Genomic DNA, 26,379 nt, shown 5'->3' with positions numbered 1-26,379 from the left:
GATCTATATATCCTGAACTTCGTCATACGAGCCAACCCAGGCACTTTCAAACCAGTCTTCTATCGCAGGTTGTGCATTTTCCCTAAATGCCTCTACTTCCACATCCTCAACTATCTCCATCCCTTCATCTGCTAGTTCATCCATGCGATCCTCTTCCCGGTCTTCTGCAATCTCACTCGCCTCATCTGTTGCTTCTTCGGCGAGTTCGAGAATCAGGTCCTGTTCTGATTCATCCAGTCCTTGGAACACATCTTCGTTGAGGTACAATAAGCCCACCTCTAACAAGTGTTCAGTGAGGCTGAGGTAATCTTGAACCTCGAATAAATTGAACGAGTATATCTGTTCCACGTCTCCCTCAGATGCATCAACGGTTCCTTGTTGAAGAGCGCTATACAACTCATCGAGAGGAACCGGTACTGGATCAACTCCAACAGCCTCGAAGATGTCTCCACGCGAGTCAATTCCATCATATCTGAGATTGATACCACCTAAGTCATCAGGTGTACGAACGGGGACGTTCGACGTAAACTGCCGCCACCCTCTATAGATAACATTACCTATGCGGCGCTGGTTACCTGCTTCGATCAATTCTTCATTCTCACCATCCATGAGATCAGAATCCATTACACGAAGCATGTGATCGAAGTCCTCGATCACATACGGTCCCCCCATAAAGAAGGAATACTCCGGAATATAGATTGTATGAGGTAGAGCCCCTCCAGCGGACCCCTCTACGCTACCTTCACTAACCAATTCCGCAATTTCATCCTCAGCGCCATACGAACCGCCGGCAGAGACGTCTACCTCAATGTTTCCATCCGACTCTTCCTCGACTAAGTCCCCGAAAATTTCGGCAGCTTCAACGTTGATATGACCTGGCTCAAATGAACTAGCCAGTGTTATGCTAGTCGTGTCATCTGTCACATCACCTAAACAGCCTGCCAGCCCTGTTGTGGTTACTGCTGCTATACCGGATTTTGCAAGAACTCCTCTTCGCGTGATCTTCTCTTTCATGCGTCTTGTTACCTCGACACTGAACGCGATGATCTACCATTAAATAAAACCATGGATGACGGAACTCGTTACTCATTTCTACTAGTTATAGTAATATGTTATTCTCTACCCGAACTCACCAGTAATGATGAAAATATATAAACTAAATCAGTTATCGATCAATGTCGTTACGGGACCATCAAACTGAAGGATAACCGATTGAGCGTTGTCACCAAACACAACTTTCCCCGTTGGAGATCGGCGCTCACCGACGATAAATATATGATCACAATCCATATTAACCGCAGTGTCTATAATAATATCTGGTAGTTTTCCTACTCTTCCTATCGATTGATAACTGACACCATCAACGATATCTGAAGCAAGAGCATCAGCTGTAAGCCGCAATTCTTCTGTAATGTCGTCAATACTATCTATTTGATTACTGTTTCCACTCTGAACCTTTCTTTCCAGGCTGCCATCATACCGTTTCTCATCAAGGACCTGCAAGACAACTAGCTCCGCATCAATTCCTGCAGCGAGAGTAGCCGCTTCTTTTAATAGCTGTCGACCCACTTCTGAATCCTCCGCTACGACAAGAGCACGTTCCATACAAATGCTAATTATACCTCGTATATATATCTAACTGGGAATTCGAAATATCTACGATGCGATCGAGGAGTCTATCTCTATAGATAGTGTTCCCTCTGATGAATGATATAATGTAATAGAAGATCGGATCTACAAATACAGATTATGATAATTAGTCACAATATCGGAGAGCGCACCCCTGATTCAAAGCGAATTCTGATAATTATACAACATTCCAATATCGATCATTTCGCAAGGCAATCTGGACATGATACCGTCTAAGTCTCAAGTCTCTGAGTGCTACGTCTACGATATGGCTATGAACACCAACCGATAATAAATAGACTCAGCCCAGAATAGCTCCCGCCGGTGAGACGTATAACTCAATGTTCTCTCTGGAATCTCTCGGAGCTCAAGTAGCGCTTCTTGAAACTCGACGCTCATTAAGAGTAGGAACCATAATAGCTACACGATACTCTCAGCGCAACCTAGTCTTGAGAAGCAACGTTCAGAAAGGCGTTAATCCCACATAGACTCTGTCTCGTCGGTAGACATCAACAAGAATTGGTCCATCCGAGTTGTGTTGTACGCAGCGAGATCGTATCGATTCCGGTCGCTTCGATAAGTATGTACTCGTAGAATGCCGAGATCAGTGAGAGTACTTGGAAGCTGACCGAGGATCTGTGGCTGGAATGAGGGGTCGTCCCACGTCGAATGTAACTGTTTTGCTGACGCGTAGTTCCGAGTCAATTGTAGGTACGTGGGCGGAAATCGGATGCGAGCGAGCTGATAGAAGGGCGAACAGCCAACTATATGTATGGTTCTTTCTGAGTTCAACTCAGCCGTGATAGAGAATGTCGAACAGCCAAACTGACGCAGAGATCTCAGAGAGCATGGACAGTACTGAAACGGATGAGTGGGACCCGATACGCACAACTGGCCGATGGACGTTTCACCTGAAAGCTCATCTACTAGTTCTCGGTATCGTCATCGCCTCGGAAGCTATCGGGACACTCGAATACCCAGTCGGACCAGCTGCGGTGATCGTGCTACCGATGTTGTATGCCGTTATATTCGGGATGCTGATCAGTTTCAGGGTCCTCGGCGCCTACATCACATCCCTCCGCCGAATTGCCCCGAAAGAAGTCAGTGCCATCAGTACACCACTGATTCTGATCAGCCTCATGCCACTCGGGGTGCGCTACGGAACGTTAGTCGCCCCAGCATTCTGGGACATCATCGAAGCCGGACCCGCGTTCCTCCTCCAAGAGATCGGCAACCTCCTAACGATCTTCATCGGGCTTCCAGTCGCGTTGCTTATCGGCCTCAAGCGTGAAGCGATTGGCGCAGCTGTCAGCGTCGCTCGAGAACCGGTATACGGTATCGTCACAGAGCGGTACGGTCCGGATTCACCGGAAGGGATCGGTGTTCTAGGTAATTATCTGATCGGAACGTTCATTGGAACGATCTTTTTCGGGATTCTCGGCGGACTCGCACCACTCACAGGTCTACATCCGCTATCGCTCTCGATGGCATGTGGGATGGGGAGTGCAAGTATGATGACTGCTTGCTCTGCCTCGCTCGCCCAAGTCTCGACAACGGTCGCCGAAGAACAGATCCTCTCGTTCGCAGCCACAAGCAATCTCCTCACCAGCTTCACCGGCCTATGGGTCGTTCTGTTCATCGGACTGCCGTTGATCAACGTGCTCTACGCGAAACTCTACCCGATCCTCGGAGGTGATGACTGACATGGATCGAGCGACCTACGCGATTGAGTCACTGAAGATGCTGATCATCGTCGGCATTATCACGATCATCGGGAACACCGTTGGCTATGGGATCGGCATCATCGAAGCGATTCCAGGCATGATCATGATCATCGCAATTGGACTAGTATCGTTAGTGCTAGCACGAGAAGTCCCAGTCAACTTTCCTGGAATTGCGTGGGCGATTCTCATTGCAACCATCTTAGCCCTCCCGTTCTCACCGGTCCAAGGCCCGTTCTTGGAGTACACTGAACGGATCGACTTCTTGGCGACAGCCACTCCAATTCTGGCGTATGCAGGCCTCTCCGTCGCAATGCAAGCAGATCGATTGAAGCAGATCAGCTGGAAACTAGTAATTATCACGGTGATTGCAATGTTCGGGACGTTCGTTGGGTCCGCACTCATTGCAGAACTCATCCTTGACATGCAAGGAATCATCTAACACTAGCTCTCAGTTACCGTTATCGTACGTTTCCGAATTACCTATTCAGAGTTCGTGGTATGTTATACCGGCATACTAATTTCACTACGTCGGAACTGACTACATAGAATGCCAGACGAGCACGTTCGATCAGCCGACCCAGATACCAACCAAGCTATCGAGCACGAAGAAGAGCTCCAACAAACGAGTCTTATGATGATCGCTTCTGAGAATATCGCCACCCCTGCTGTTCAGGAAGCGCAAGGAAGCGTTCTGACGAACAGGAATGCACTTGGATATCCGGGTTCACGTCTCTATCCTGGCGCCGAGAACATCGACGAGATTGAATCGCTAGCAATCGAGTACGCGAAAGACCTTTGGGGGGCAGATCACGTCAACGTTCAGCCACACAGCGGTTCGCTCGCGAACCTTGCTGTCTATCTCGCAGTGCTGGAACCGGGCGATACGATCCTCTCCCTTGATCCGAGTGACGGCGGCCATATTACGCACGGATCCGATCTTCATGTGAGCGGTGATCTCTACGACACAGAGTACTATCACTTGGATACTGATACCGGACGTCTCAATTACGATGAGATCGCACAACGAGCCGAAACAGTCGACCCGGATATGATTATTTCAGGGTACTCAACGTACCCACGCGAGATCGATTGGCAGCAAATCCAAGAAACTGCGGATACAGCTGATGCATACCATCTGGCGGATATCGCTCACCTGTCCGGGTTGATCGCTGCAGATCGCTATCCATCCCCGGTTGGTGTCGCGGATTTCTGTACCGGTTCGACATACAAAACGATCCGAACGGGACGGGGCGGGTTCATACTCAGCGACGAAGAGTACGCAGAAGCAATCGATACAGCATTGTTCCCGCGATTACAGGGTGGGGCGGCGATGCCGAATATTGCTGGGAAAGCAGTCGGCTTCGCAGAAGCACTCAAACCGACGTTCACCGAGTATATCGACCGTGTCATCGCGAATGCGCGTTCACTCGCAGCGTCTCTCTCGGATCACGGAATACGTGTTATGACCGATGGAACGGACACACATATCGTACTGATCGATCTGCAGGAGTCCCACCACAACATCGCTGGATCTGAGGCTGAACAGGCTCTAGAAGCAGCAGGTGTGATCGCGAACAAAGCGTCAGTTCCGAACGATCCACGGCAGCCATCCGACGCAAGCGGTCTTCGATTCGGGACGACGAACCTCACAGCGCAGGGGTTCACCGAGAGCGATATGGAAGCCATCGCAGAATGGATTGTCCGCGCCCTCGATAATATTCGAGAGGAACACGAATTGGAGCTGATCGCAACCGAAATCGAATCCCTGTGTCAGACATACCAGTGAGTAATGGGCGTCAATCGAGCTGGGTTGTGAGGTATTCCGTTAGCACGTGAGCCGCATTCTCAACGTCAGCGACCGGAACGAATTCGCGTGCTGAATGCGCGATTGGCTGATCACCGTCGCTAATCCGTCCCGGTCCAAAGACAACGACCGGGGCGTACGGAGCGAAAAAGGCTGCCTCTGTCGCCGCGTCAAACGGTTTGATCGCCGGCGTGAATCCGGTTTCAGCTTCGGTATGAGACTGGAACGAAGCGACGAACGGATCCGAAGAGTCTGTTTTGAACGCGGCTAGCGAAGATCCGTTCTCGTAGAGGTCTACGGTATACTCACAGCGGATACCATCGAGAGCTTGCTCGATGGTCGAAATGGCTTCCTCACGCGATTCAGCGGGGACGGTTCGGTAATCGACGACGAATTCCGCGTGATCTGGGACCTGGTTTGGACGGTTCCCACCGCGAATGATCGTTGGCGTGAAACTGTTCGTCCCCAGTAGATCATCGGTTAGCTGTGGGAGACGTTCGATACGAGCAATTGCAGCTGCAGCACAGCGAGTTGCATTGACACCGCTTTCAGGTGTTGCACCATGGGCAGATTCACCAGTAAGGGTGACAAGAAGGTCATAGTGCCCGCGAGCTGCCGGACACACATCTAACCCGGTCGGTTCACCAACGATTGCAAAGTCGATATCGATCCCTTCGGAGAGGTAGTTGTAGAGGCCTTGCTGGGTAGTCTCTTCATCCGGTGAGATCACGAGCTCGACGCTACCGGCTGTCGGTTCCACTGCGGAGAATGCACTCATCATCGCTGCGAGACTCCCTTTCGCATCGGCTGCTCCACGTCCTTTGATACGACCACCATCCCGTTCAAACTCGAGATGAGGAGAGACGACGTCCATATGCGTGTTGAGCAGGAGTGATGGTCCCGGTTCATCGCCTTCCTTCCGAGCAATGATACAGCCGGTAGAATCGAGGTCAGCGTCACTGAGTTGATCCAGAATGAAGTCCTGAATACGGGCGATCTCCGAATCACTTTCAATTTTGATGAGCTGTTCCAGAAGCGTGATCGGATCCATGCGTACCACCAGTTCTCACGCTTCCATTATAACATCAGTTCTCGAAGCGCTCACCACGAGCCGAAGTATTCGCGAAGTTCCGTCATGCTCTCCGTTGCCTCCAGCGCCAACAGGAGCTTGATTCGTGCCTTGTGAGCGGGTAAATCCTCGCCACTGAGCGCACCGTGATCCTGCAGTGTTTGCCCACCACCATCTCCGTAGATCGCGTTAAGTGTGCCTGCATACGTCCGCGACGTCACAACGACGGGTATGCCACTATCGACTGCATCCCGGACAGCATCACTCAACGTTTCGCTGGTATTCCCGAGGCCGAACCCATCGAGAACGAGTCCATCATCGCCTTGTTCGATTGCAACCCGGATCTGCCGGTCATCCATTCCCTGTCCGGAGGAAGCGATTGACACCGTTTTATTTGGACGGAGCGCGGGAAGCGACGCAGAGTAGCTCCTCGGCTCGCGGAATAGTCGCGCGTCGTCGCGTGTAAATACCGCAACCGGGCCTTTGTCCGGTGATTCGAATGTCTCTAGCTTGCTCGAGTGCGTCTTCGTTACATCGCGGGCTGCATGCAGTTCCTCGTTGAAAGCGATGTAGACACCGCTACGAATCTCCCCGTGTGTCGCAGCCCGGAACGAGGTTATGAGATTCGCAGGCCCATCTGTACTCACTTCATCCGGCCGACGCTGGGCACCAGTGAAGACAACCGGGATGTCGAGATCTAACGCTAAATCCAGGTGGTACGCCGATTCTTCCATCGTATCGGTACCGTGAGTTACGACGATACCGTCAGCGATGTCCTCAACGTCGCGAGCGGCCTCGCCGAGATCGGCGACGTCACTCTGCTCGAGATTAAAGCTCCCCAGTTGCGTGACTTGATCAACGAGGATCTCGTCAGCATAATCGTTTAGCTCGGGCACTGATTCGATCAGCGCGTCACCACTTTGAGACGGGGATGCCCCTCCCTCTCCAGGGGTGCTTGCAATCGTCCCGCCCATACTCAGTACTTGCACGACGGTCCCATCATATTCCGATAGTTCGGCCTCTTCCGCCTCGTCTTCGGTCCCTCCAGCAGTACTGCTTGTGAGTCCTGCGCCACCGGTAATCCCCATCATTTGCATGAATGATCGTCGTTTGAAGTCATATGAAGCCATCCATGAGTCATGGGAACAGTAGTCATAATAACGATCAGGGTACCTGCAAAGAGGGCAATGCTCATCGAGAACCGATCTTCGAGAGAAGAAATCTAGATTTCATAAATCTAGATTTCCAAATTCGATAGTTCTATACGAGTATAGAGTCACAGTGTTGCATGGTCGGATTTGTTGATCGAGACGAGGAACTCGATCAACTTACAGAGTGTTACGAGTCCGAGACGGCGGAATTCGTCGTAATTTACGGACGTCGTCGGCTCGGGAAGAGCGAGTTAGTCCGACAATCCATCGCGGATCGGAACAATGCGATCTACTATCAGGCGGTCGAATCCACTGCGCAGAATCAACTCGAGCAGTTCGTCGACACTGCAACCGCGCAGTTCCCGTCACTACGGAACGTTCGTCGAGACTGGGAAGCACTGTTCGAAGCGCTTGGTGAGGAGGATGCTATCGTCGTTATTGACGAGTTCCCGTTCCTCCTCGAGGAAGACGAGTCCCTCCCCTCGAGAATTCAGCGCGTCTGGGACACGCAGTTACAAGAGACCGGCATGACGCTCGTTCTCGTCGGCTCATCGATCAGCGTCATGGAAGAGAAAGTTCTGTCCGGGAGTGCACCGCTGTATGGCCGTCGGACCGCGACGATTGATTTGAAACCGCTCTCGGCCAGTGATGCACGTCGATTTTTCCCGGAATATAACCCCGAGACGGCGATCACGGCATGGGCGATCTATGGAGGAACACCGCATTATCTCCAGACCATTGATCCTGATCAGCCATTAGCAACGAACGTTCAACAGTCGATTCTCTCCGAGCGCGGGCTCCTGTATACGGAACCGGAATTCCTGCTTCGAACTGAACTCCGGCAACCGAACACGTATTTCAGTATCCTTCGGGCGCTAGCACACGGCCGCCGAACACCGAACGAGATCGCAGGCATGGCCGGTGTGGAGTCCCAATCGCTTAGTACGTATCTCCAGAAGCTCCGTCGGCTGCGTCTCGTTGAACGACATATTCCTGTAACAGCATCACCGACTGCATCGAAACGGGGTCGATATCGTATCGCTGCACCGTTGTTCCGTTTCTGGTTCCGGTTCGTATACGGGAATCAAGATCGACTTCGAATTCTCGGAGAGAACGCGTATGACGAGTTCGTCGCACCGGAGCTTGCGGATCATGTGAGCCCGTTGTTCGAGCGGCTCTGTCAGCGCGCGCTGCCACGGCTTGTCGACCGACGGTTCTCCAATGTCGGTCAGTGGTGGTTCAAACAGCACGAGCTGGATGTCCTTGGGCTGAGTGAGGAGGGCCTCGTGGCTGGTGAGTGTAAGTTCACGTCACAACCGGTGAGTGAAGGTGTACTTTCGAACCTCGAGCAAACGACGTCGGAAGTACGGTGGGCAGATGAACCAGCGAACACTCAACCGCTGTACGTCTTATTTAGCCGCTCTGGGTACACCGATGATCTCACACGTGCAGCTAAATCTCGAAACGATGTCTATCTCTACGATCTGTCTGATGTACTCTCTGTTGTATAATCAATATCGAGTTCTACTGGCAGGATATTGCCGTTGAATAAGATAGTATGAACCGCGCGGCTTCCTCTGGTTCAATATCGATTATTGTCCCGTTGTAGGGAACCACGTTCGACTCGGTCCGAGATCTGTATCCAGCCGCATCGATGAGGCATTACAAGCCATTTGTCTCTGCCTGCTCAGAGGGAGGTGTATGAGTGAAAACAATTGGTGACTACCACTGGTACAGCGCCAGCATGGGGTGTATCCTTTCTTTTCCGCACCTATTTCGGCGAGGCGGTCACTACAGACAGAATGCCAATTGCCAATAGGGACTTAGCTGTCGCTATGGAAGGGGCATAGAGGCGCTATGGAACTCCTCTGGTCACTATACACTCGGATCAAAAAATTCTGGTAGACATACACCTATTCCCCTGGAGAGAGTAGTACGCCGTGGATCATGGGAGATATTGACGTAGCCATCGGTGTCGATGCTGACTGTGTCGCTGGTTGGCTAGGCTCGTACGGGGGCGAAGATTCGCCAGCGGATCTGTCGCGGGGCTTGTCCGCTGGGAACGAAGGAATTCCTCGAATGGTGCAACTATTCGAGGATGAGGATATCGATACCTCGTGGTATATCCCTGGACACACAATCGAGACGTTCCGTGAGGAAGTGCAAGCTGTCGCGGACGCCGGCCATGAGATCGGTGTGCACGGCTATTCTCACGAGAATCCGACTGACCTTTCTCGAGAGCAGGAAGACGAAATCCTCCAGCTCTCGAAGGAGCTGGTCGAGGACGTAACCGGACAGGAGCCGGTCGGCCATCGAGCGAGTTGGTGGGAGTTCAGCGAGAATACTCCGGAGCTCGTCGAAGAGCATGGTTTTCTCTATGATAGCAGCCTGATGGAACGCGAGTTCGAACCGGGCTGGATGCGCAAAGGCGATAGCTGGGAGAAGATCAAATACGACCAGGATCCCGAGACGTGGACGGAACCCTATCAGTACGGGGAGGAGACCGATATCGTTGAAATCCCGATCAGCTGGTACCGTGACGATATTCCCGCGATGTTGTTCATCAAGCAGCCGACCTATCATGCTGGCTATAAGGATCCGGAGATGATGTATGAACAGTACTACAAGAAGCAGTTCGACTACCTGTACAATCGGCGGGGTGCCGGCGTCTATACGTTCACGATTCATCCGGATCTGCATGGACTCCCGCATATGATCCCGCACTTAGAGGACTTCATCAAGTACGTTAAAGGGCATGAGAACGCAGAGTTCAGAACTCTCGAAGATATCGCACACAAGTACAAAGACGACCCGTCGGTCTACGAATCCGAGGGCCGGTACATCTAATCGATGAACTCGTTTCTATAGATGCTCTACTTCTGAATCGAGGGACAGCTGTTCAAAGGTAGTTTGGTGGTTACTACTCGTCTCTAGTAGGGAATTAGGTTGAAAGGATGTGGAGCGAATGCGTCCGCTTCAGAGTTTGAAACGGCTGTAACGAGCCGGGAAAGAGATTTGAACTCTTGACAGACTCCTTACAAAGGAGTTGCTCTGCCAGGCTGAGCTACCCCGGCACTAGCAGTTTCTCGCTACCTCAGTAAAAAGAGTTCTCTCTTCGCAATCGGTGATAGGCGAATGCAATTGTGAGATCCCAATATCCGGGGAAGACGCCGATCCCTCGATCACACAAACTGGTCAAGGACTTTGTCCAAGACCAGTGTGGTTGCCTCAGAATGCAGATACTGGTTTCGGTTTCCACACTGTGAATCCATGATGCAGGCCGGACACCCATTCGTACCCTCACACTCACACTGTACAACTCGATCCCGAGTCCGGCTAGCAATTGTATCAAATTGCTCGTAAATACGTTTGCTGAATCCGAGTCCACCTTCCACCGCGTCATGAATAAACCAGGTCGGCACACCAGTCGTCGCATGAACGGGCGTGCTCAATCCCCCAAGATCCGACTTATCCATCCGCAACTCCAACGGCGTGAGTTTGATCATGCCATGCTCGGCACCATGCAACCCACCACCGAACACCTCCATGATCTCCCCGTCGGTCATCGAGGCTGCGTCCACATCCGCAACTCCCTCGAGAATCGTTGTTTGGAACTCCGAGGGTAGCTCGATCCACACGAGATGCGTATTCAATTCGATTGGGGGTAAACCAGTGGGCTGTAGCGGAGTGCTCGCAGTACCTGTCTGGATCTCCTTGCGCTGATAGTGCGTATAGTGTATCTCAACCGTTCCCATCCCCCACGAGAGCCGATAGCCGTTTCCGAGATCACGCGTAGCTTCGGGCCGCAGGTCTCGAATCGTTTTCTCGGAGCTCGTCTCCGTATACTCGTTTGTCTGCACCTCCTGGACGGTGATATACGGATTCGGAACGTCCTCGACGAATTCGACGACCTCGTACTGAACACCGCTATGAAGGAATAATGCACCCTCGTGGTGATCACGGTACGCTCGCTCCCTATCGAGCGGTTCCATATCGATCTCACCACCAGAGCACCGAACATCGAACTGCGTGTTCGATGTCGTGTACATCGAAATATCCGACTGAGGCCGAGGCCGGCCGGTGTATCGGACGCTACGCGAAAGGTCGCCAGCTAGCCTTCCAGCGTCCGACCACATCTTCACAGCACGGTCGAGCCGCTCTCCATCGAACCAGTCCCGATCCGCAGCCGTTAACGGCTGTTCGTCGGCAGCGCAGAGAATATGTTGAGCGTACACGGGGTTGTTCTCGAGGCCGATAACGGCATCCTCGATTGCATCTGCGAGGACGTAGTCGGGATGATCGAGGATGTACTGGTCGATAGCGTCAGCCCGAGCGACGAACACGGACAACGCATCGGCGTCTTCACGACCCGACCGACCCACCTGCTGCCAGAACGACTGGCGGGTTCCGGGATACCCCGTCAGGATCGTCGCGTCCATCGACCCGATATCGATACCCAGTTCCAACGCGTTTGTGGACGTCAGTCCGTCCAGTTGCCCGCTTTTGAACTGGTACTCCGTGCTGCGACGGGTCTTCTTTCCGAGCCCTGCATGATACGCCTCCGTACGCAGATGTCCGGATTGCGGATGGGTACGTACAGCAGAGTCGGCGTACTTCGCGCCGAGTTCCGCGTTCTTCCGGCTGCGCGTGAACATCAGGGTCTGGATGCCGTGCAGCCCGAGATGAGCAAGGAGCGAACTCGCCTCTCGGACAGGATTCGTCTGTGCCGAATAGAAATCCTCGATATCAGCATCCGGATCGATCTCCTCTTCATCGACCGGAGGCTTCCAGAAGGCGATGTCCCGCTTCGCCTGTGGCGACCCGTCGCCATCGACGACTGTGAACGGTGCTCCGGTGAGGCGTTCGGAGTGCTCGGCAGGATTGCCGATTGTTGCGGACGTACAGACGAGCCGTGGATCCTGCTCATAATACGCAAGGATCCGCCGAAGTCGGCGAATCGTCCACGCGACGTGCATCCCATGAACGCCCGTGTACGTATGGGATTCGTCTATCGCGATGAGCTCACAGTTCGCTAAGAACGATTTCCAGCGGGGATGCTGACCGAGATAGACGTTCACGCCAGCGAAGTTCGTGATGATGACATCCGCGGTCTCGCGGATCTGCTTGCGGTGATCCTGTGGGGTATCACCGTCATACACCCGTACCGAGATGTCGAGGCCGAGATCGCTGAAGAACGCGGTGAGCTCCTGCTCTTGATCTCGTGAGAGTGCTTTCGTCGGATAGACCAGGAGCGCTGTTGCGTCTGGGTTGGTGAGGTGGTTTCTCGCGGCTTGTAACGCGTACACGAAGGTCTTCCCGGACGACGTTGACGTTGCAACGCAGACGTTCTCGCCTGCGGTGAGATGCTCAAGCGCCTGTGCCTGATGTACGAACAGCTCACCGACCGCTTCACGAAACCGGGCCGCGAAATCGTCACGGAGGACTGTAGACGGATCAACGTACTCGCCGTCGACAGCACGGATCGTTTCCGCATGTTCCAGCTGGTCCTGATACTGGGGGACCGTTTGGGCAAGCCCGTGTGCCGTGATCGGGTGTTCCGATGTGTTTGAGTCTGGACTCATCTCTGTATCACCAATCCGAGAGTGTTCCTTGGGTCGTCGATTCGTCGATATCGCGTGAGTGCGATCCAGTTGAGACGATCCGGCTACTTGCTTCGAGTGCTTCGTAAATGGTAGCGAGTGCTCTCACGTCGTCTTCGCAGTAGGCTTTGAACTGCCCCCAATCAGGTTCCGCCGCTGGTGACCGGTCTCTCATCCACTGTTGATACGCGCGGGCGACTGCAGCGCCGGTCAATCCGGTCTCAGTACGTTCATAGCCGAGAGCGGCTGCAACGTCCTCGAGCTTGTTCGTTCGACCGGGGAAAATCGCGTTGCCGTCCTCAACGGTCCACTGATATGGATCGAACCGATAGGTACGCTGCCAGTCGTCTTCGTACTGCGGGCAGTACTCGATGATGTGGTCATGAATGACCTGGAAATCGAACGTCCAGCCGTTGTACGCGACAAGCGGTCGATGGCTCGCGTTTGCTAGATACCAGAGCATGAAGTCCTCAATCGCCTGTCCCGGTGCGTCAGGATCCGTCTGAATGAATGAGAGATACTCCCCGTCCTGTGCTGATCCGTCAAGCATACCGATCAGCCACGTGATCGTCGGACTCAGACCATCGGTCTCGATATCGATATAGACTGGCTCACCATGGGGTAACGTCTCTTCGGACTCACGAACGATTTCACCGCGAGCGATAGCTTGTGCACTCTTCTGGATCCGTTCTGCGGTAGCCCGGCCAAGACCCTGGACATCAGTGAGCGTACTGGGTTCGGCATTAGCGACTTCAGCACGCTCTGTGAACCCCGCCTCTCGAAGGTGTCGGGCGCGTGTGCTACCAACGCCATCGAGTGCCTGTAATCCGAGTCGAGTGGGCTGTAGCTGCTCTGTGAGAACGCGTCCATCAGTGCGACAGTGAAGCGTGGTTAATGGCGTTCCTGCGTGGCCAGCGTCGCCACCACTGCCGATGATCGTTAGGTCATTCCATTCGCGTCGATAGTTGGCCGGGAGCTGGGTTGAGATATGCCGATAGTCACCATGCAGCTGCTCGTGAGTGAAGGGCTTGCTGTACCCGTTGTGGCCAACGAGTGTTGTCGAGAGCGTCGTCGTATCGATGTTCAACTCGAGTAAGTTACTGAGGACGTAGATCGGTTCCTCCGTATCAAAGACCTCCTGTTCGTATTCCGGCAGTCGTTCGAGCGCCTCTACTGTCGGCGCGAGAACGAGCTGAACGTCGTTGAGGAGCTGTGGACCGGTCGTGGGCGTTCGCCCTGCTGGCTGGAAGATCATGGTGTCCGCCTCGGTGCAGCGCCGGAGAACGCTCGCAGCACGGGGCGCTGAGGACGTACCTGAAAGCAAGACGAGATGTGGATCAGTGTATGTGAGCCAGTCGTCGAGCTCGGTTGCCGTTGCCTGCTCGACGAAGAGCGGTGATGTGCATGCGATCCGGGCGGCTGCAACCGAAGATACCATAGTAGATGTTGGTCGCTATAACCCCTACAGCGGCTATGGTCTTGAGTCTGCGGCTACTAATGTGAATGGACCGAACAAGAGACTCGTTCGGAATCTCAGGTATATTTGTTTGTCATAAATTAGTATAAAATAAGAAGCGATAACGATCGGGGAGGGCTGTGAACAGTGCTATAGAAAAAGTAGCCATAGTATCCACCGGCGTGTGCAGCGATAGCGTTTGACACAATAAGCTCGGAGGAGAGCGAGAAGGTAGTTAGAGATCGAATCACAGACGCGTGAGCGCTCTGGAACCCGTGATCCGGAGGGGCGTGATGAACCGGGCGAAACGACACCAGCGGTTAGTCAGGACATGGCTGAGGACGAATTGGGTGACACGGTGCACTGCTACGACGAGGAACTACACGCTGACTACCCGCGAGAACACGGAAAATCCACTAGCGAACTATCGCTTTGCTATTAGAGCAAGCGTTATGCATCACCGATTTCTGAAAGACGAGCACGGATATCCTCTGCATCGGCATCGGAGAGTGCCTCGAGGCCGAACTGTACGAGGAGGGGGTAGAAATGCCGATTTTTCTTGAAGTCGTTATGGTCGATCTTTCGAAGTTTCAGCTGGGACTCGAGATACGTATCCTCCATATCGTCAAGAACCTCGTCGGGAATGTAGATCGTTCGCCCGTTCCACTCCTCTTTGATATTCGTCCTCGTTTCCTTCGTTGTTTTCGTTTCGTTCGTTTCGGTAGTTTCGTTCGCCTCTTGAGTTTCGCTCGGTGAACCCGTTTCTTCTGTAGAAAAATCCTCCTCTTCGGTCTGGTCGTCCCCGTAGTTGCCTTCAATTCCGGAGGCATCACCCCAGCCATCGCTCATGCTTCTACCTCCACGGGAGCAGTCTTCTCGAAGGTTTCATCGAAGAGATCAGCGATATCGTTGAAGAGCTGCCGGGCATCCTGAACACGCTTATTGTCTTTGCTGAACCCGAAAACGGAGACCCCGTCGCCGATAGATTGGGAGAGATCCGTCCGTTTCGGTATCTCGAAGACGGGGAGTGAATACGCTGACTGGATCTCCTGAATCGTATCTCGGTGCTCTCCGTTCTGTTCGACGCGATTACAGATAATAGCGAGGCGGTTGATATCGCCGTAGGCTGGTTCAAGCGATCCCAGCTGTTTTGCAAAGATCTGGAGGCTGTTAGCGTTGAGTTTCTCGGGGATGACTGGAATGACCACGTTTCCGGTAGCAACGAGTGCATTGTCGGTGAGGACGTTGAGAGACGGAGGTGTATCGACGATAATATAGTCGTAATCCGTATCGAGTTCGTCGAGTACCATTCCTAGCCGTTCTCGGCTCTTCGGTGCCTCGAGTAACGTCTGGATGTTCTTGTTGTTCGCGAGCTTCTCGCTGGCAGGCAGGATATCGAACTCTTCGTGTTCGACGAGAATGTCGTTAACGAGATCCATCTGGTCGAAGTCCAAAACATCGAAGAGAGTAGTTCGATCGGTATCGTAGTATAGATCACTGTACCCAAGCGAACACGTGAGTCCGCCATGGTAATCGATATCGACGAGGAGAACATCGTGACCACGTGCGGAAAGCGCGCCACCGGTGTGGATCACGTCAGTGGTTTTTCCCGCACCACCTTTCTGATTCGCTACGGTAACTCGTGCAACACCCCTCTCGGCTGTATCGTTCGCTTTGCTCATTGAAGTTGTTTAGTTCGTTTTGGTAAATGCATTCGTTTCTTTCGTTTCTATCACTTCGTTCGGTTCGTTCAGTGAAGTATTTCGTCGGCACAGAGAGCGACCGAGGACTTAAAATTACTGCTCGTTACCCTCATCGATGTGAACTACATCGTTTTATTCACCCCATTCATTCTATTCGTTGTGTTCGTTCCATTCGTTTATCTATACGAAGCGGAGTGGGTATAGGGAGTAGTGATAGGCTCTCTTCGTGTAGTTCATTACCTTCATCGAGTTCGTTTCCTTCGTTTTGCTAGTTGGGCTACAGAGTATAGATGGAGTTCCAAGGTCAGCCAGAGCTAAGTCGTTACTATCGTTTCACTCATTCCATTCGTTTCCTCTGTAATGGAGGTGCCCAAATTACAACACGCCAATAAGTCACCACACCTTCACTGAAAAAGAAAGCAGCCAGCCTCAGAGGGGCTGATAGACATGGTAGCTTGTTAAGTGGTCGGGCATATACTGATAACGGCTATAGATACGCATTCGGTAGAGGTACGGCTAGCATTTCACTGAAAGCATCCGTCAAGATCGGAAGGTCGGGAGAGCTCCACAGAACCTCTTTGAGGAGCTCTACGAAGGCCAATGGGTCAGATCTCTGCAACCCGTTGGTAGTCGTCATCGAGCGCATTCGCGTCCTCAGGCAGTAGTGCAACCACGATATAGGAGGCGTACTCTTCGAGATACTCGACTAACTGTGCAATACGCTCAGAGTCGATCGCCTCCAAAGAATCCAGCAGGATGAACGGCATCTCCTCGTGGACGTCGTGGACGAGATAGCCCGCCAGTGCGAGCACCAGTCCAGTCACCTCACGCTCGCTCTCGCTTAGATGCGTGACGGAGTCCTCGTAGGTCGTCCCATCATCCGTTTGGCGTGTCACGTGCAACTCGAAGCTCGCATCATCAGTTCCTTCTGGATGACGGTATTCGAGCCAAATTCGCGCGAGATTCCCGTAATCGAGGAGTTCAACGACGGTCTCCATATGCTCGTTGAACGCCTCGATCGCCTCGCGCTCGACACGCTCGATGCGCGTTCGAAGCTCCTCGAGTTCCGCGTTGATCTCCTCGCGGCGAGCCTCGAGCTGCCCGCGCTTCTCGAGTTGGGATTCAAGCTCGGCGATATCATCCTCAAGTGCATCGCGCTGGCGTTCGAGTCGATCCCGCTTGAGCTCGAGTTGGGTAACTTCCTTTTGGGCTGCCAGGAGCTCCTCGTCGTTCTCGTCGGCTTCGACGGCTGATTCTAAATCACCGATCTCCTCGATCAGCTCCTCTCGTTGTGATTCGAGCTCGTCGATCCGATCGGTTCGATCGGCGAGTTCCGATTCGGTCGTCTCGAGTGTCCGTTCGAGTTCGGCACGCTTGTCTCTCGTTGTGGCGTGGTCTTTGCGCTGAGCTTTGAGCTCCTCAAGCTCTCGGTTGAGTTCGTTGCGCCGTTCGACTTTCTCTTGGCGCAAATCCTGAAGACGCGAAACCGTCAACTCGATCTGATCGGTGTCGACCTCTGAGCCGCAGGTCCAGCAGGTGACCTCGTCCGATTGGTCTGCGACCAACTGATCAGTTACTGACCCACCATCCGCTTCCGGCTGGGTTGCCTCTTCGTTGCCGAGAAGATCAGTGACTCCGTCGTCTGTGATCTGTTCGTTGAACTGGATGACTGTTTGGAGCTGGGAGATGATCTCATCGAGTTCGCGTTTCCGACCCCGAATCCGTTCGATCTCACTGGCCAGATCGTCGAGCTCGTCCTCATCAATCGTCGGGAGCTCCTCAAGCTCCGTTTCGAGATCGGTGTGTTCGTCCTCGAGCGAAGAGACGCTTTCCCGTTCAGTTTCGAGGTTATAGGTGACGTCCTCGAGCTGGGACTGTGTTTCCTGCAGTTCATCGAGTTGATCCGAATCCGTACTCTCCGAATCGGATTGCTGGGCAGTCCGTAGCGTTTCACGTGCGTCTTCGAGATCCGTTTCGGCGTCCTCGAGCTGCGTTGTGACGCGTACGTGCTCTTCTTCCAGCGAACCGTGTTCACGCTCGGCTTCGGACAGTTCCGAGAGTTGGTTATCGATGCTGCGCTTTTCGGCCTGGAATTGGCTGATTCGGGCTTCGATCGCATCAATGTCGACTGGCCGGAGAATGAGCTCGCGGAGATCGTCGTTGTGGACGACGGCGCGGCGGGCCGGATTGGACTCAAGCAGGAAGGCAAACAGATCGGCCAGTTGTGGATCGTCGAGGTAGGGATCGCCGGCGAACGTAACGCCACCGCTCGTACGCGTCAGCTCGCGAGTATAGGTCTCCTCATCGAGCGCAAGCGAAACCGTGCCGTGGTCGGCGTCCCCTTTGAGCGATGCCCGGTCGCTACCGAGGGCCGCCATCAGCGATCGCAGAAACGACGTTCGGTTAGTTGCGTTTCGTCCCGCGAGGATCGTGACACCAGGAGTGAACTCGACTGAAGCAGTGTCGATACCACCGATATTCTCGACCTCGACGTCAGCGGTCATATTTTGAAGCGAAGGCATCGTATAGTCCTTCTTTTGGGCTAGTCTTCAATAAGGGTTCAGATGCCCGTTTTCCAGCGAATTCAACTGAACTCCGTTTTGAATAGGAGACACCATCTACGTACGCCGCTTTGCTCGCCCTCGCTTGGTGACACTTCGGATGTACGTTTCGTTCCCCTCCAGGGGATAGCGACTACTCTGGACTCCTTGTGCAACAATATTAATAAAAGGGCGCTCATTGTTGCACAAGGTAGAATGTCCCCGACTGCACCGTCATCGCTTCCGAACTACCTTGCCGACGGGCTTCCCAAACAGGACGACGAAACCCTGCGGAAGGTCCAAGAGTACGTGGACGAGTTGCTTACCACTCGTGAACAGCGTCAAAGTGAGCCAGTCACCGAAGACGAGCTCCCCGGGGATGCCTAGGTGCTTGAGAACGAATCAGATGGTGCTGTGTATCTCGAATATCGAACGTGCGGTGATGAGAGCTGCTCGTGTATGAGCGGCGAGAAACATGGCCCTACAAATATCGGGCCTATCGCGACGGAGACACCGTGCGGCGAGAGGATCTCGGCAAAGCATCCGGCAGTGATACGGACTGACTCGGCTATCACCAATTGGTGAGTTGACATTGCCTACGGAATCTACTTCGTATTGTTCCCCCAGCGACCGTGCGCTTCGGGCGCCCAGTCGTCAGGAATGACACGATCCGAATTCATGGGACAGACCGCCTGGTGTCCGTTCGCCGCCCGATCTGTCAGGAATGCTTTCCCACACCGTTCACACTCCGTCATATGGAATCCGCTGATAGTTGAAGCCCATCCATTTCAAGCGGATTGACACGCTTCAACGACGATCTCGGGATCGTCAACGAGTTCATTGACGGTATGAGCGCCCTTTCCTTTCCCGCGTCCTTTGCGTTCCTGCTCGATGAGCGAGAGAAATGCGAGTTCGGAGAGGAGGTCACGAACTCGACGCATCTTCAGCGGTTCAGTTCCTTCGCGCTCACAGACGATCTGATAGGCAGAGTGAATCTGCTTCGTAGGGATCGGTGGTTCGTCCTCAGAAGATTCCTGCATTCGAAGAGCAAGAGCCAGCATCAGATATTTTGAATGTGTCGGCTGTTTCGAAATCAGTTCCGAGAGTCGAGCCTGTTCCTCACGGTCATGCGCTTCATCGACGTACTTGATACGGACAGAATCATCACCGTGTTCGTCAGCAATTTCACCTGCATACCGAAGAATATCGATTGCCTTGCGGGCGTCACCGTGTTCGCGAGCAGCGAGCGCGGCCACCTTTGGGATTACGTCCCCCTCAAGGACGTTCTCGCGAAACGCATCCGCACGTGACTGAAGAATCGCCTGGAGTTGGGATGCATCGTATGGAGGGAAAACGAAATCACGCTCTGAAAGGCTCGATTTCACGCGCTCGTTCAGTGTGTCTTTGTAGCGAATCTTGTTGCTAATCCCGATGATACCGAGCGTAGAGTCATCGACTTTGCCTGCTTCCGCTGCACGTGAGAGCTGCATCAGAACGTTGTCGTCCTCAAGTTTGTCGATTTCGTCGAGAATGATAATGCCGACGTCCAGGCGGGCATCAAGTATGTCCCACAGGCGCCGGTAGTAGTCAGACGTGCTTACTCCGGAGTGGGGGACAGTTATGTCCGTTTCTTCCGGGTCGTTGAGCGATTCAGCGATAGTTCGAACTGTCTGTGTTTCGGTCGACTCTTGGAAACAATCAACGTACGCGATACCGATTCTCACGCCGTTTTCGGCGGCAGCGTCGGCAAGATCACGCGTGATGTATTTCGAACAAAGACTCTTGCCGGTTCCAGTTTTTCCGTAGATCAAAACGTTGTTCGGTGTTCCGCCTCGCTGTGCGTCCTTGATCGCTTTGGCGAGGCTTCGGAGTTCGTCGTCCCGTCCGATGATTCGATCACCTTCGGGGAGGTGGCTAACGCGGAGAAGCTCTTTGTCGGCGAAAATCGGATCGGGATTACCGAAGAATGACGTTGATTCGCTCATAGGGGGTTTCTCTCAGGGATGGGTTATGAACCTTTGCCCACCACAATGCCGCTGTAAGAGAGTTCACGAATTAGAGAGTACAGTAAAAACACTACTCACGAGAGATATAGAACGGGTTGATACCAATTCCACTGGTTAGGACCCCTCGTTGCCGCTGTAAACACCTGGACACACCCACCCCGGATTGCCGCTGTAAAGATTCGGAAGGGACCGCCACCAGAACAGAAGGACAACAGACGGACTGACATGGTAAGACCCCATATACAGCCCTCAGCTAGTGGGAGAGGTGAGCCTCCTTTTCGATTCTTCGACGGCAAAAGCGATTGCCGTCTCAGTATGGCAAAAGTGCAGTACGGTAGCGAACGACACCTTACCTAATAAATGTATTGCTAATAGTCGCCAGATAGATGTATTCTATAGAAAACGCTTCTCTCTATACTTCCTGTTCTGACCTCCCACCGGATACATCAGAGAGTTTTACAGCGGCAATCCGGGGTGGGAGTATCCGACCACTACCTATCTGTTTACAGCGGCAACGAGGGGTGCTGGTCCAGAAACGGGACGGGTCTTATTGAGATCTTACAGCGGCAATCCGGGGCTCCCCTACAAGAGAAGCTGAGCTGTTTTCGTCAACCTTGTGCAACAATATTGGTCGGAAAGAGCCAGTTGTTGCACAAGGTAGTATGCCACCTACTGTCTACCCCTTTGAGATACGCCTCAAATGCTCTTCTTCAGGACTTATCCCCGTGCCGTCCCAAATGTGTCTGATGGTCCACCGAGCGACATTTCAGAGCTTGAGGCGGTGAATCCTACATTGAGATCGTCGCGGACCTATTACGGGTTGCGTAGGAACGCAACGTGGGTCCGGGTAACGATCACGTTCGTCATATATCGTCTATGTCACTATTTGCACTTGTTGACTATTCGGGGTGGAGCTGGATATTCAGCCAGCCACCGATGATGGTTACGGAGCGGAGCATACGCGATTCACGTCCGTCGATCAGCCTAGTGATGTATGGTGAGTTCCGGCGGATCGGTAGTAGGTCAGAACCCGACTGCGTGACCGTCCCGCCGAGGCTCCGAGCCACCGATCAGTTTCCCATCTTCAGTGCGATAGATGAGCTGTGCACCCCCGTAATGGCCTGCATCAGGGACGAAGTACTCTTCTTCGGTGATCACGTCATGGCCGCGTTCCCGCAAGTCGTCGACCGTCCCTTCGGGAAGTCGTGAGGTTTCAAGCGTCACCTCGTGGTCTCCCATAAACCGGAATCGAGGCGCATCGATCGCTGCCTGTGGATTCAAGCCGGAGTCGACCATGTTCATGACGACTTGGGCGTGGCCTTGGGGTTGCATGTCGCCCCCCATCACGCCGAAGGACCCACGGAACTCGCCGTCTTCGGCAAGCATCGCTGGAACGAGTGTATGGAAGGGTCGTTTCCCCGGTTCGAGTGCGTTCGCATCGTCAGGATCGAGGCTAAACGAGAAGCCGCGGTTCTGCAGGGCGAACCCACCGACGACGAGCCCGCTTGCGAACGGGTAGTAGCCGCTGTTGATCAACGAAACGGCGTTACCATCTCCATCCACGACGGTGAGATAGACGGTATCACTCTGTCTGTCGGCCCGTGGTTCGTACTCTCCTACCGAGGACCCGATTTCGCTTACGCGATCGTTCGCATACTCCTTCGAGAGCATCGTCTCTATCGGGATCTGTTCGGCCTCTGGATCAGTGACGAACTCGTAGGCATCAGCAAAGGCGATTTTCACCGCCTCGATCATCCGATGGAGACGTTCAGGGTCGGTCGGGTCGTCACTAACGTCGAAGTTCTCGAGGAGGTTGAGTGCCTGTAAAGCAACGACACCCTGTGTGTTCGGTGGATGCTCGAGTACCTCCACACCACGATACTCGGTGGAAATCGGGTCTCCCCACGTACTCTCGTGGTTTTCCAGATCGGAAAGTTCCATCACTCCGTCGTGCTCTTGGACGATCTCGACGATTTCTTGTCCGAGATCGCCGCCGTAGAACGTCTCGATTCCGTCTTCGGCGATCCGTTCGAGCGAATCGGCAAACGCGGGGTTCGAAAACACCTCTTCCGGCTGTGGGGGTCGCCCATCAGGCAGGAAGGTCTCGGCGAACGAATCGAATCCTTCGACCCGCGGTGCGGCCTCTTCCCACTGTGCTGCAACGTACTCAGTGACCGGTACGCCTTGACGGGCGTACTCGATGGTCGGTTGGAACACGTCGGCGAGTTCCTGGGTACCATATCGGTCGATGAGTTGATGAAAGCCATCGACAGCGCCTGGAATCGTAACGGGAAGGCCCCCCTCCGCTGGGATCGTTGGTTCGCCGTCTTCGCTTTCGTCGATACGCTCACAGTAGGTATCGATATCCGCGGCGGCAGGTGCACGACCACTGCCGTTCAACGCTTTGAACTCCCCATCGAAGTGGGTTAGCGCGAACATATCCCCCGCGATCGAGGTCATATGTGGTTCGACGAAATTGAGCATCGCTGCCGTTGAGACGGCAGCGTCAGCGGCATTACCGCCGTTTTGGAGGGTCTGAATTCCGACCTGGGCAGCAAGAGGATGGCTCGTTGCGACCATGCCGTTTTGGGCCATGACGGCCGAACGCCGTCCAATGAACTGCCATGGGTAGTCGAACTCCGAGCCGCTACCGCCCTCGATGTTGAGTCCCTCATCAGTCGTGCTCGTACCGGTGGCCGCTCCGGCACCTGTCCCAACTGCCGTCGTTGCTGCCGTTGCCAGTCCGAGCTGTTTCAGAAACGTGCGTCTGTGTGACATGCGCCGTGTTGTACCGCCTGAATCCATGTAAACAATTTTGATGGTTAAAACATATACTAAGTGAATAGTATTCTATCTAATATTCAGCGGATGTACTGTCGATTATATAACAGTAGGTCAACAAGAGGGCCATAACAAACGTTCATCTCATTAGCGTACGATGATGTGTGTCTGAATCGCGTTCCTATATGCGCGGTATTATCTGGCATTTAGGGGCCACTTGCTAGCTATTACCAAGAAACTTCCTACGGTACTACTGGAATACCAGGCTGATCGAACGGGACTACGGTAGCTCAGCCTGTCGTGCTTGATCGGACCTCAATCGTCGTTGGGGAGCGTCTTGCCGGGATTCATGATTCCCCTCGGATCGATCGCGTCCTTGATACCGCTCATGACGTCGACGGCGTCGCCGTGTTCCTGGCGCATGAACTTTCGTTTCCCGATTCCGATCCCGTGTTCGCCCGTAGCGGTCCCGCCGAGTTCGAGTGCTTCGCTTACGATCGCGTCAGTCAGCTCCTGTACGCGATCCATGGCCGCCGGGTCGTCCGTGTCGACCACCGGCAGAAAGTGGATGTTTCCGTCGCCAGCGTGCCCGACACACGGCGTCAGTAGTTCGAGCTCGTCGCTGATCGTTTCGATCCGGCTCACGATGTCGGGATATCTCGAAATCGGAACGACGACGTCGCCGATGACTCCGACGGTCTGATCCGCGTAGTACTCACAGGCTGCCGGATACGCGTCTCGGCGTGCACGCCAGATCGTCTCGATGTCGTCAGTATCGGCTTCCGACCACTCGATGGCGTCATGGTCCTCACAGATCGTCCGAACGCGATCCATCTGTGTGCTGAGATCGCCGCTGTTGCCGTGGAGTTCGATCAACAAGAGCGGTGCAGCTGGAAAGTCGGCGTCATCGTTGTAGTCGTTGAGCAGTTCGACGAGCTGTGTATCCATGAACTCGAGTGCACCTGGTGTCAAACCTGATGCCATTATCGTCGAGACGGCCTGACTGGCAGCCACACTCGAGGGAAACGTTACGAGCGCAGCGTGTCTGTGCTGGGCGATTCCCTCCAGAGAGAGCGTCGCCTCGGTGATCACGCCGAGCGTTCCTTCACTGCCGACGAAGAGGTCCTTGAGGTTGTAGCCGGCCGTGCTTTTCGGGACGTCGCGACCGCATTCGATGATCCGTCCATCAGGGAGTACGACCTCCAAGCGTAGGACGTGGTCGCCGGTTACGCCGTATCGGACGGCATTGAGACCGCTGGCGTTGTTCGCGATCATGCCGCCGATCGTCGCGATATCGCCTGCAGCGATTCCCGGTGCGAACCGAAGGTTATGGGACGCGAGGGCCGCGTTCAGATCATCATAAACGACGCCCGGACCGACGACGGCTTGCAGATCGTCGTGGCGAACAGTGATCTCGTCGAACTCGGAGGTGTTGAGGACGATCCCACCGGCGACGGGGATCGGATTGCCTTCGATGCTGGTTCCCCCGCTCCATGGCGTTACGGGTACGGTACGGTCGTTCGCTTCGGCCAACAGCGCCGCGATCTCCCGTGTGGAGTCGGGCCAGACGACGACGTCGGGTCGGTGGGCCTCGTGAGGTCCCTCGTCTTTCGCGTGGGCGTCCAGAACGTCCTCGGCGGTGCTAACGCGGCCCTCAGTAACGACGTCGGTAACGAACGAACAGTCGTAGTCGTGATCGTGTCCCATCGTCTGTGTGGTATCTGGTGGTGGGTGACTAGCTGATAGGCGTTTGCATCCGTCCATCCGGGAGGAGGGTGTCGATCCTGGTATCGACACCTCGTCAGTCGGACTCGTGGATACTCGGCGCCGACGCGGAGTGTTCGTCCGTTTGGCGGGTGAAATACGTCGCGAGCGCAGGCCCCGTCACGTTGTGCCAGACACTTGCCAGAGCCGGGACGAGCGCCGTCAGGGGACTGAAGAAGGCGACAGCGATGGCAACGGCCAGCCCGCTGTTTTGCATCCCGACTTCGAACGCACACGCCCGCGCTCGATCCTCCGGCATGCTCGTGGTGTGTCCGACTCCGTAGCCCGCGCCCAGTCCCACTGCATTGTGAACCAGTACAGCCACGAGGGCGACGCCGCTTGCGGCGAGGATGTTCTCGACGTTGAGACCGACGATCGCAGCGACGATCGTGACGATCGCGAGCACGCTGATCGCCGGAAAGACGGTGAGACCGACTTCCGCTGCGGTGGGCGCGGTTCGATCCAGGACTTGCCGGATCACCACGCCCGCGACGACGGGAATGAGTACGATCAGGACGATCTCCTGGAACATCTCGGCGAACGTCACCTGGATCTGCTCGCCGGCCAGAAGGACGACCCAGGCAGGCATGACGATCGGCGCTGCGATCGTCGTCACAGACGTGATCGTTACCGAGAGGGCGACGTCCCCTTTTCCGAGATAGGTCATGACGTTCGAGGCCGTCCCACCCGGGGCCGCACCCAACAGAATCAGGCCGATTCCGACTTCCGTCGGGAGTCCGAGGCCAACGACGAGACCGTATGCTAGCGTGGGCATGATCACCCACTGTGCACAGGAGCCGATCGCGACGTCCCGTGGCCGTTCGATGATACGTCGAAAATCCGCCGGAGTGAGCGTCAGCCCCATTCCGAGCATGACGACCCCGAGGAGAATCGAGATATAGTCGCCGATCCAGGCGAACGTCTCGGGCGTGAGGAGGGCAAGAGCGGCAGCGGCCAGAACCCACACGACGAAGTATTTGCTGATGAATCGGCTGATCCGCTGGAGCCCGCCTCCTGTCGACATACCCCACACCAGACTGGTGGTTTGTATATACCCGTTGGATTCCGGTCGAGGTCACGACTCAGGCCACCCTCTGTCGATATTTGTTAGATTGAACGTGCTCTATGAGAATTCCGTACTATTGTATATCC

At 54.2% G+C, this 26,379-nt stretch carries 18 protein-coding genes and 1 tRNA gene; 5 read left to right on the top strand and 14 right to left on the bottom strand.

From position 1 onward, the window contains the following. Positions 1–3: 3 nt before the first annotated feature. Together WOA58_RS18480 and WOA58_RS18475 are read right to left on the bottom strand one after the other, a co-directional pair. Positions 4–1,014 carry a TRAP transporter substrate-binding protein gene (locus tag WOA58_RS18480; protein WP_340605773.1) on the bottom strand — a complete coding sequence of 337 codons (1,011 nt, stop codon included), beginning with the start codon at positions 1,012–1,014 and terminating at the stop codon, positions 4–6. 147 nt (positions 1,015–1,161) lie between these two features. Then, complete coding sequence (locus WOA58_RS18475; RefSeq protein ID WP_340605772.1) at positions 1,162–1,605, bottom strand: universal stress protein; 444 nt, start codon at positions 1,603–1,605, stop codon at positions 1,162–1,164. A gap of 872 nt (positions 1,606–2,477) precedes the next feature. Between WOA58_RS18475 and WOA58_RS18470 the strand changes: the two genes are divergently transcribed. The 3 genes from WOA58_RS18470 (at position 2,478) to WOA58_RS18460 (ending at position 5,139) form a co-directional block, all read left to right on the top strand. After that, positions 2,478–3,332: a DUF3100 domain-containing protein gene (locus WOA58_RS18470; RefSeq protein ID WP_340605771.1), complete on the top strand. Its 855-nt coding sequence runs from the start codon at positions 2,478–2,480 to the stop codon at positions 3,330–3,332. Between the two features lies 1 nt (position 3,333). After that, the gene (locus tag WOA58_RS18465) at positions 3,334–3,792 is read left to right on the top strand and encodes a hypothetical protein (protein ID WP_340605770.1); all 459 of its coding nucleotides are present in this window, start codon (positions 3,334–3,336) and stop codon (positions 3,790–3,792) included. 108 nt (positions 3,793–3,900) lie between these two features. Beyond that, complete coding sequence (locus WOA58_RS18460) at positions 3,901–5,139, top strand: serine hydroxymethyltransferase (protein WP_340605769.1); 1,239 nt, start codon at positions 3,901–3,903, stop codon at positions 5,137–5,139. A gap of 10 nt (positions 5,140–5,149) precedes the next feature. Here the strand turns inward: WOA58_RS18460 and WOA58_RS18455 are convergent, their stop codons facing one another. Beyond that, positions 5,150–6,208, bottom strand: a complete 1,059-nt coding sequence (locus WOA58_RS18455; protein ID WP_340605768.1) for a M20/M25/M40 family metallo-hydrolase — start codon at positions 6,206–6,208, stop codon at positions 5,150–5,152. A 50-nt stretch (positions 6,209–6,258) separates the two neighbouring features. Continuing rightward, positions 6,259–7,317, bottom strand: coding sequence for an asparaginase (locus tag WOA58_RS18450; RefSeq protein ID WP_340605767.1), 1,059 nt, complete (start codon positions 7,315–7,317; stop codon positions 6,259–6,261). Positions 7,318–7,514: 197 nt separating this feature from the next. On the opposite strand from WOA58_RS18450, the gene WOA58_RS18445 reads away from it, so the two are divergent. Further along, positions 7,515–8,888 (top strand): ATP-binding protein, encoded by a 1,374-nt coding sequence (locus WOA58_RS18445; RefSeq protein WP_340605766.1) that lies wholly within the window; start codon positions 7,515–7,517, stop codon positions 8,886–8,888. Between the two features lie 436 nt (positions 8,889–9,324). Next, complete coding sequence (locus WOA58_RS18440) at positions 9,325–10,224, top strand: polysaccharide deacetylase family protein (protein ID WP_340605765.1); 900 nt, start codon at positions 9,325–9,327, stop codon at positions 10,222–10,224. A 153-nt stretch (positions 10,225–10,377) separates the two neighbouring features. Here WOA58_RS18440 and WOA58_RS18435 read toward each other — a convergent pair. The 10 genes from WOA58_RS18435 to WOA58_RS18390 form a co-directional block, all read right to left on the bottom strand. After that, positions 10,378–10,451 (bottom strand) — tRNA-Thr (locus WOA58_RS18435). A gap of 108 nt (positions 10,452–10,559) precedes the next feature. Next, positions 10,560–12,959, bottom strand: coding sequence for a DEAD/DEAH box helicase (locus WOA58_RS18430; protein WP_340605764.1), 2,400 nt, complete (start codon positions 12,957–12,959; stop codon positions 10,560–10,562). A gap of 7 nt (positions 12,960–12,966) precedes the next feature. Then, positions 12,967–14,415: a ribonuclease H-like domain-containing protein gene (locus WOA58_RS18425; RefSeq protein WP_340605763.1), complete on the bottom strand. Its 1,449-nt coding sequence runs from the start codon at positions 14,413–14,415 to the stop codon at positions 12,967–12,969. A gap of 468 nt (positions 14,416–14,883) precedes the next feature. Further along, positions 14,884–15,282, bottom strand: coding sequence for a hypothetical protein (locus WOA58_RS18420; RefSeq protein WP_340605762.1), 399 nt, complete (start codon positions 15,280–15,282; stop codon positions 14,884–14,886). Then, positions 15,279–16,115, bottom strand: coding sequence for a ParA family protein (locus WOA58_RS18415; protein ID WP_340605761.1), 837 nt, complete (start codon positions 16,113–16,115; stop codon positions 15,279–15,281). The genes WOA58_RS18420 and WOA58_RS18415 overlap by 4 nt, the downstream gene beginning before the upstream one ends. A 626-nt stretch (positions 16,116–16,741) precedes the next feature. Next, the gene (locus WOA58_RS18410) at positions 16,742–18,658 is read right to left on the bottom strand and encodes an archaea-specific SMC-related protein (RefSeq protein WP_340605760.1); all 1,917 of its coding nucleotides are present in this window, start codon (positions 18,656–18,658) and stop codon (positions 16,742–16,744) included. Positions 18,659–19,464: 806 nt separating this feature from the next. Then, positions 19,465–20,661: a Cdc6/Cdc18 family protein gene (locus tag WOA58_RS18405; RefSeq protein WP_340605758.1), complete on the bottom strand. Its 1,197-nt coding sequence runs from the start codon at positions 20,659–20,661 to the stop codon at positions 19,465–19,467. A gap of 1,044 nt (positions 20,662–21,705) precedes the next feature. Then, positions 21,706–23,460, bottom strand: coding sequence for a gamma-glutamyltransferase (ggt, locus tag WOA58_RS18400; protein WP_340605757.1), 1,755 nt, complete (start codon positions 23,458–23,460; stop codon positions 21,706–21,708). A 318-nt stretch (positions 23,461–23,778) separates the two neighbouring features. Then, positions 23,779–25,227: an FAD-binding oxidoreductase gene (locus tag WOA58_RS18395; protein ID WP_340605756.1), complete on the bottom strand. Its 1,449-nt coding sequence runs from the start codon at positions 25,225–25,227 to the stop codon at positions 23,779–23,781. 37 nt (positions 25,228–25,264) lie between these two features. Further along, a complete protein-coding gene (locus WOA58_RS18390; protein ID WP_340605755.1) occupies positions 25,265–26,251 on the bottom strand; it encodes a bile acid:sodium symporter family protein in 987 nt (328 codons plus the stop codon). Between the last annotated feature and the right edge of the window lie 128 nt (positions 26,252–26,379).

Source organism: Halalkalicoccus tibetensis, assembly GCF_037996645.1.
Taxonomy (GTDB): Archaea; Halobacteriota; Halobacteria; order Halobacteriales; family Halalkalicoccaceae; genus Halalkalicoccus; species Halalkalicoccus tibetensis.
Note: the sequence above shows the minus strand (reverse complement) of the source record. Positions and strands in the feature narration are given on the sequence as shown.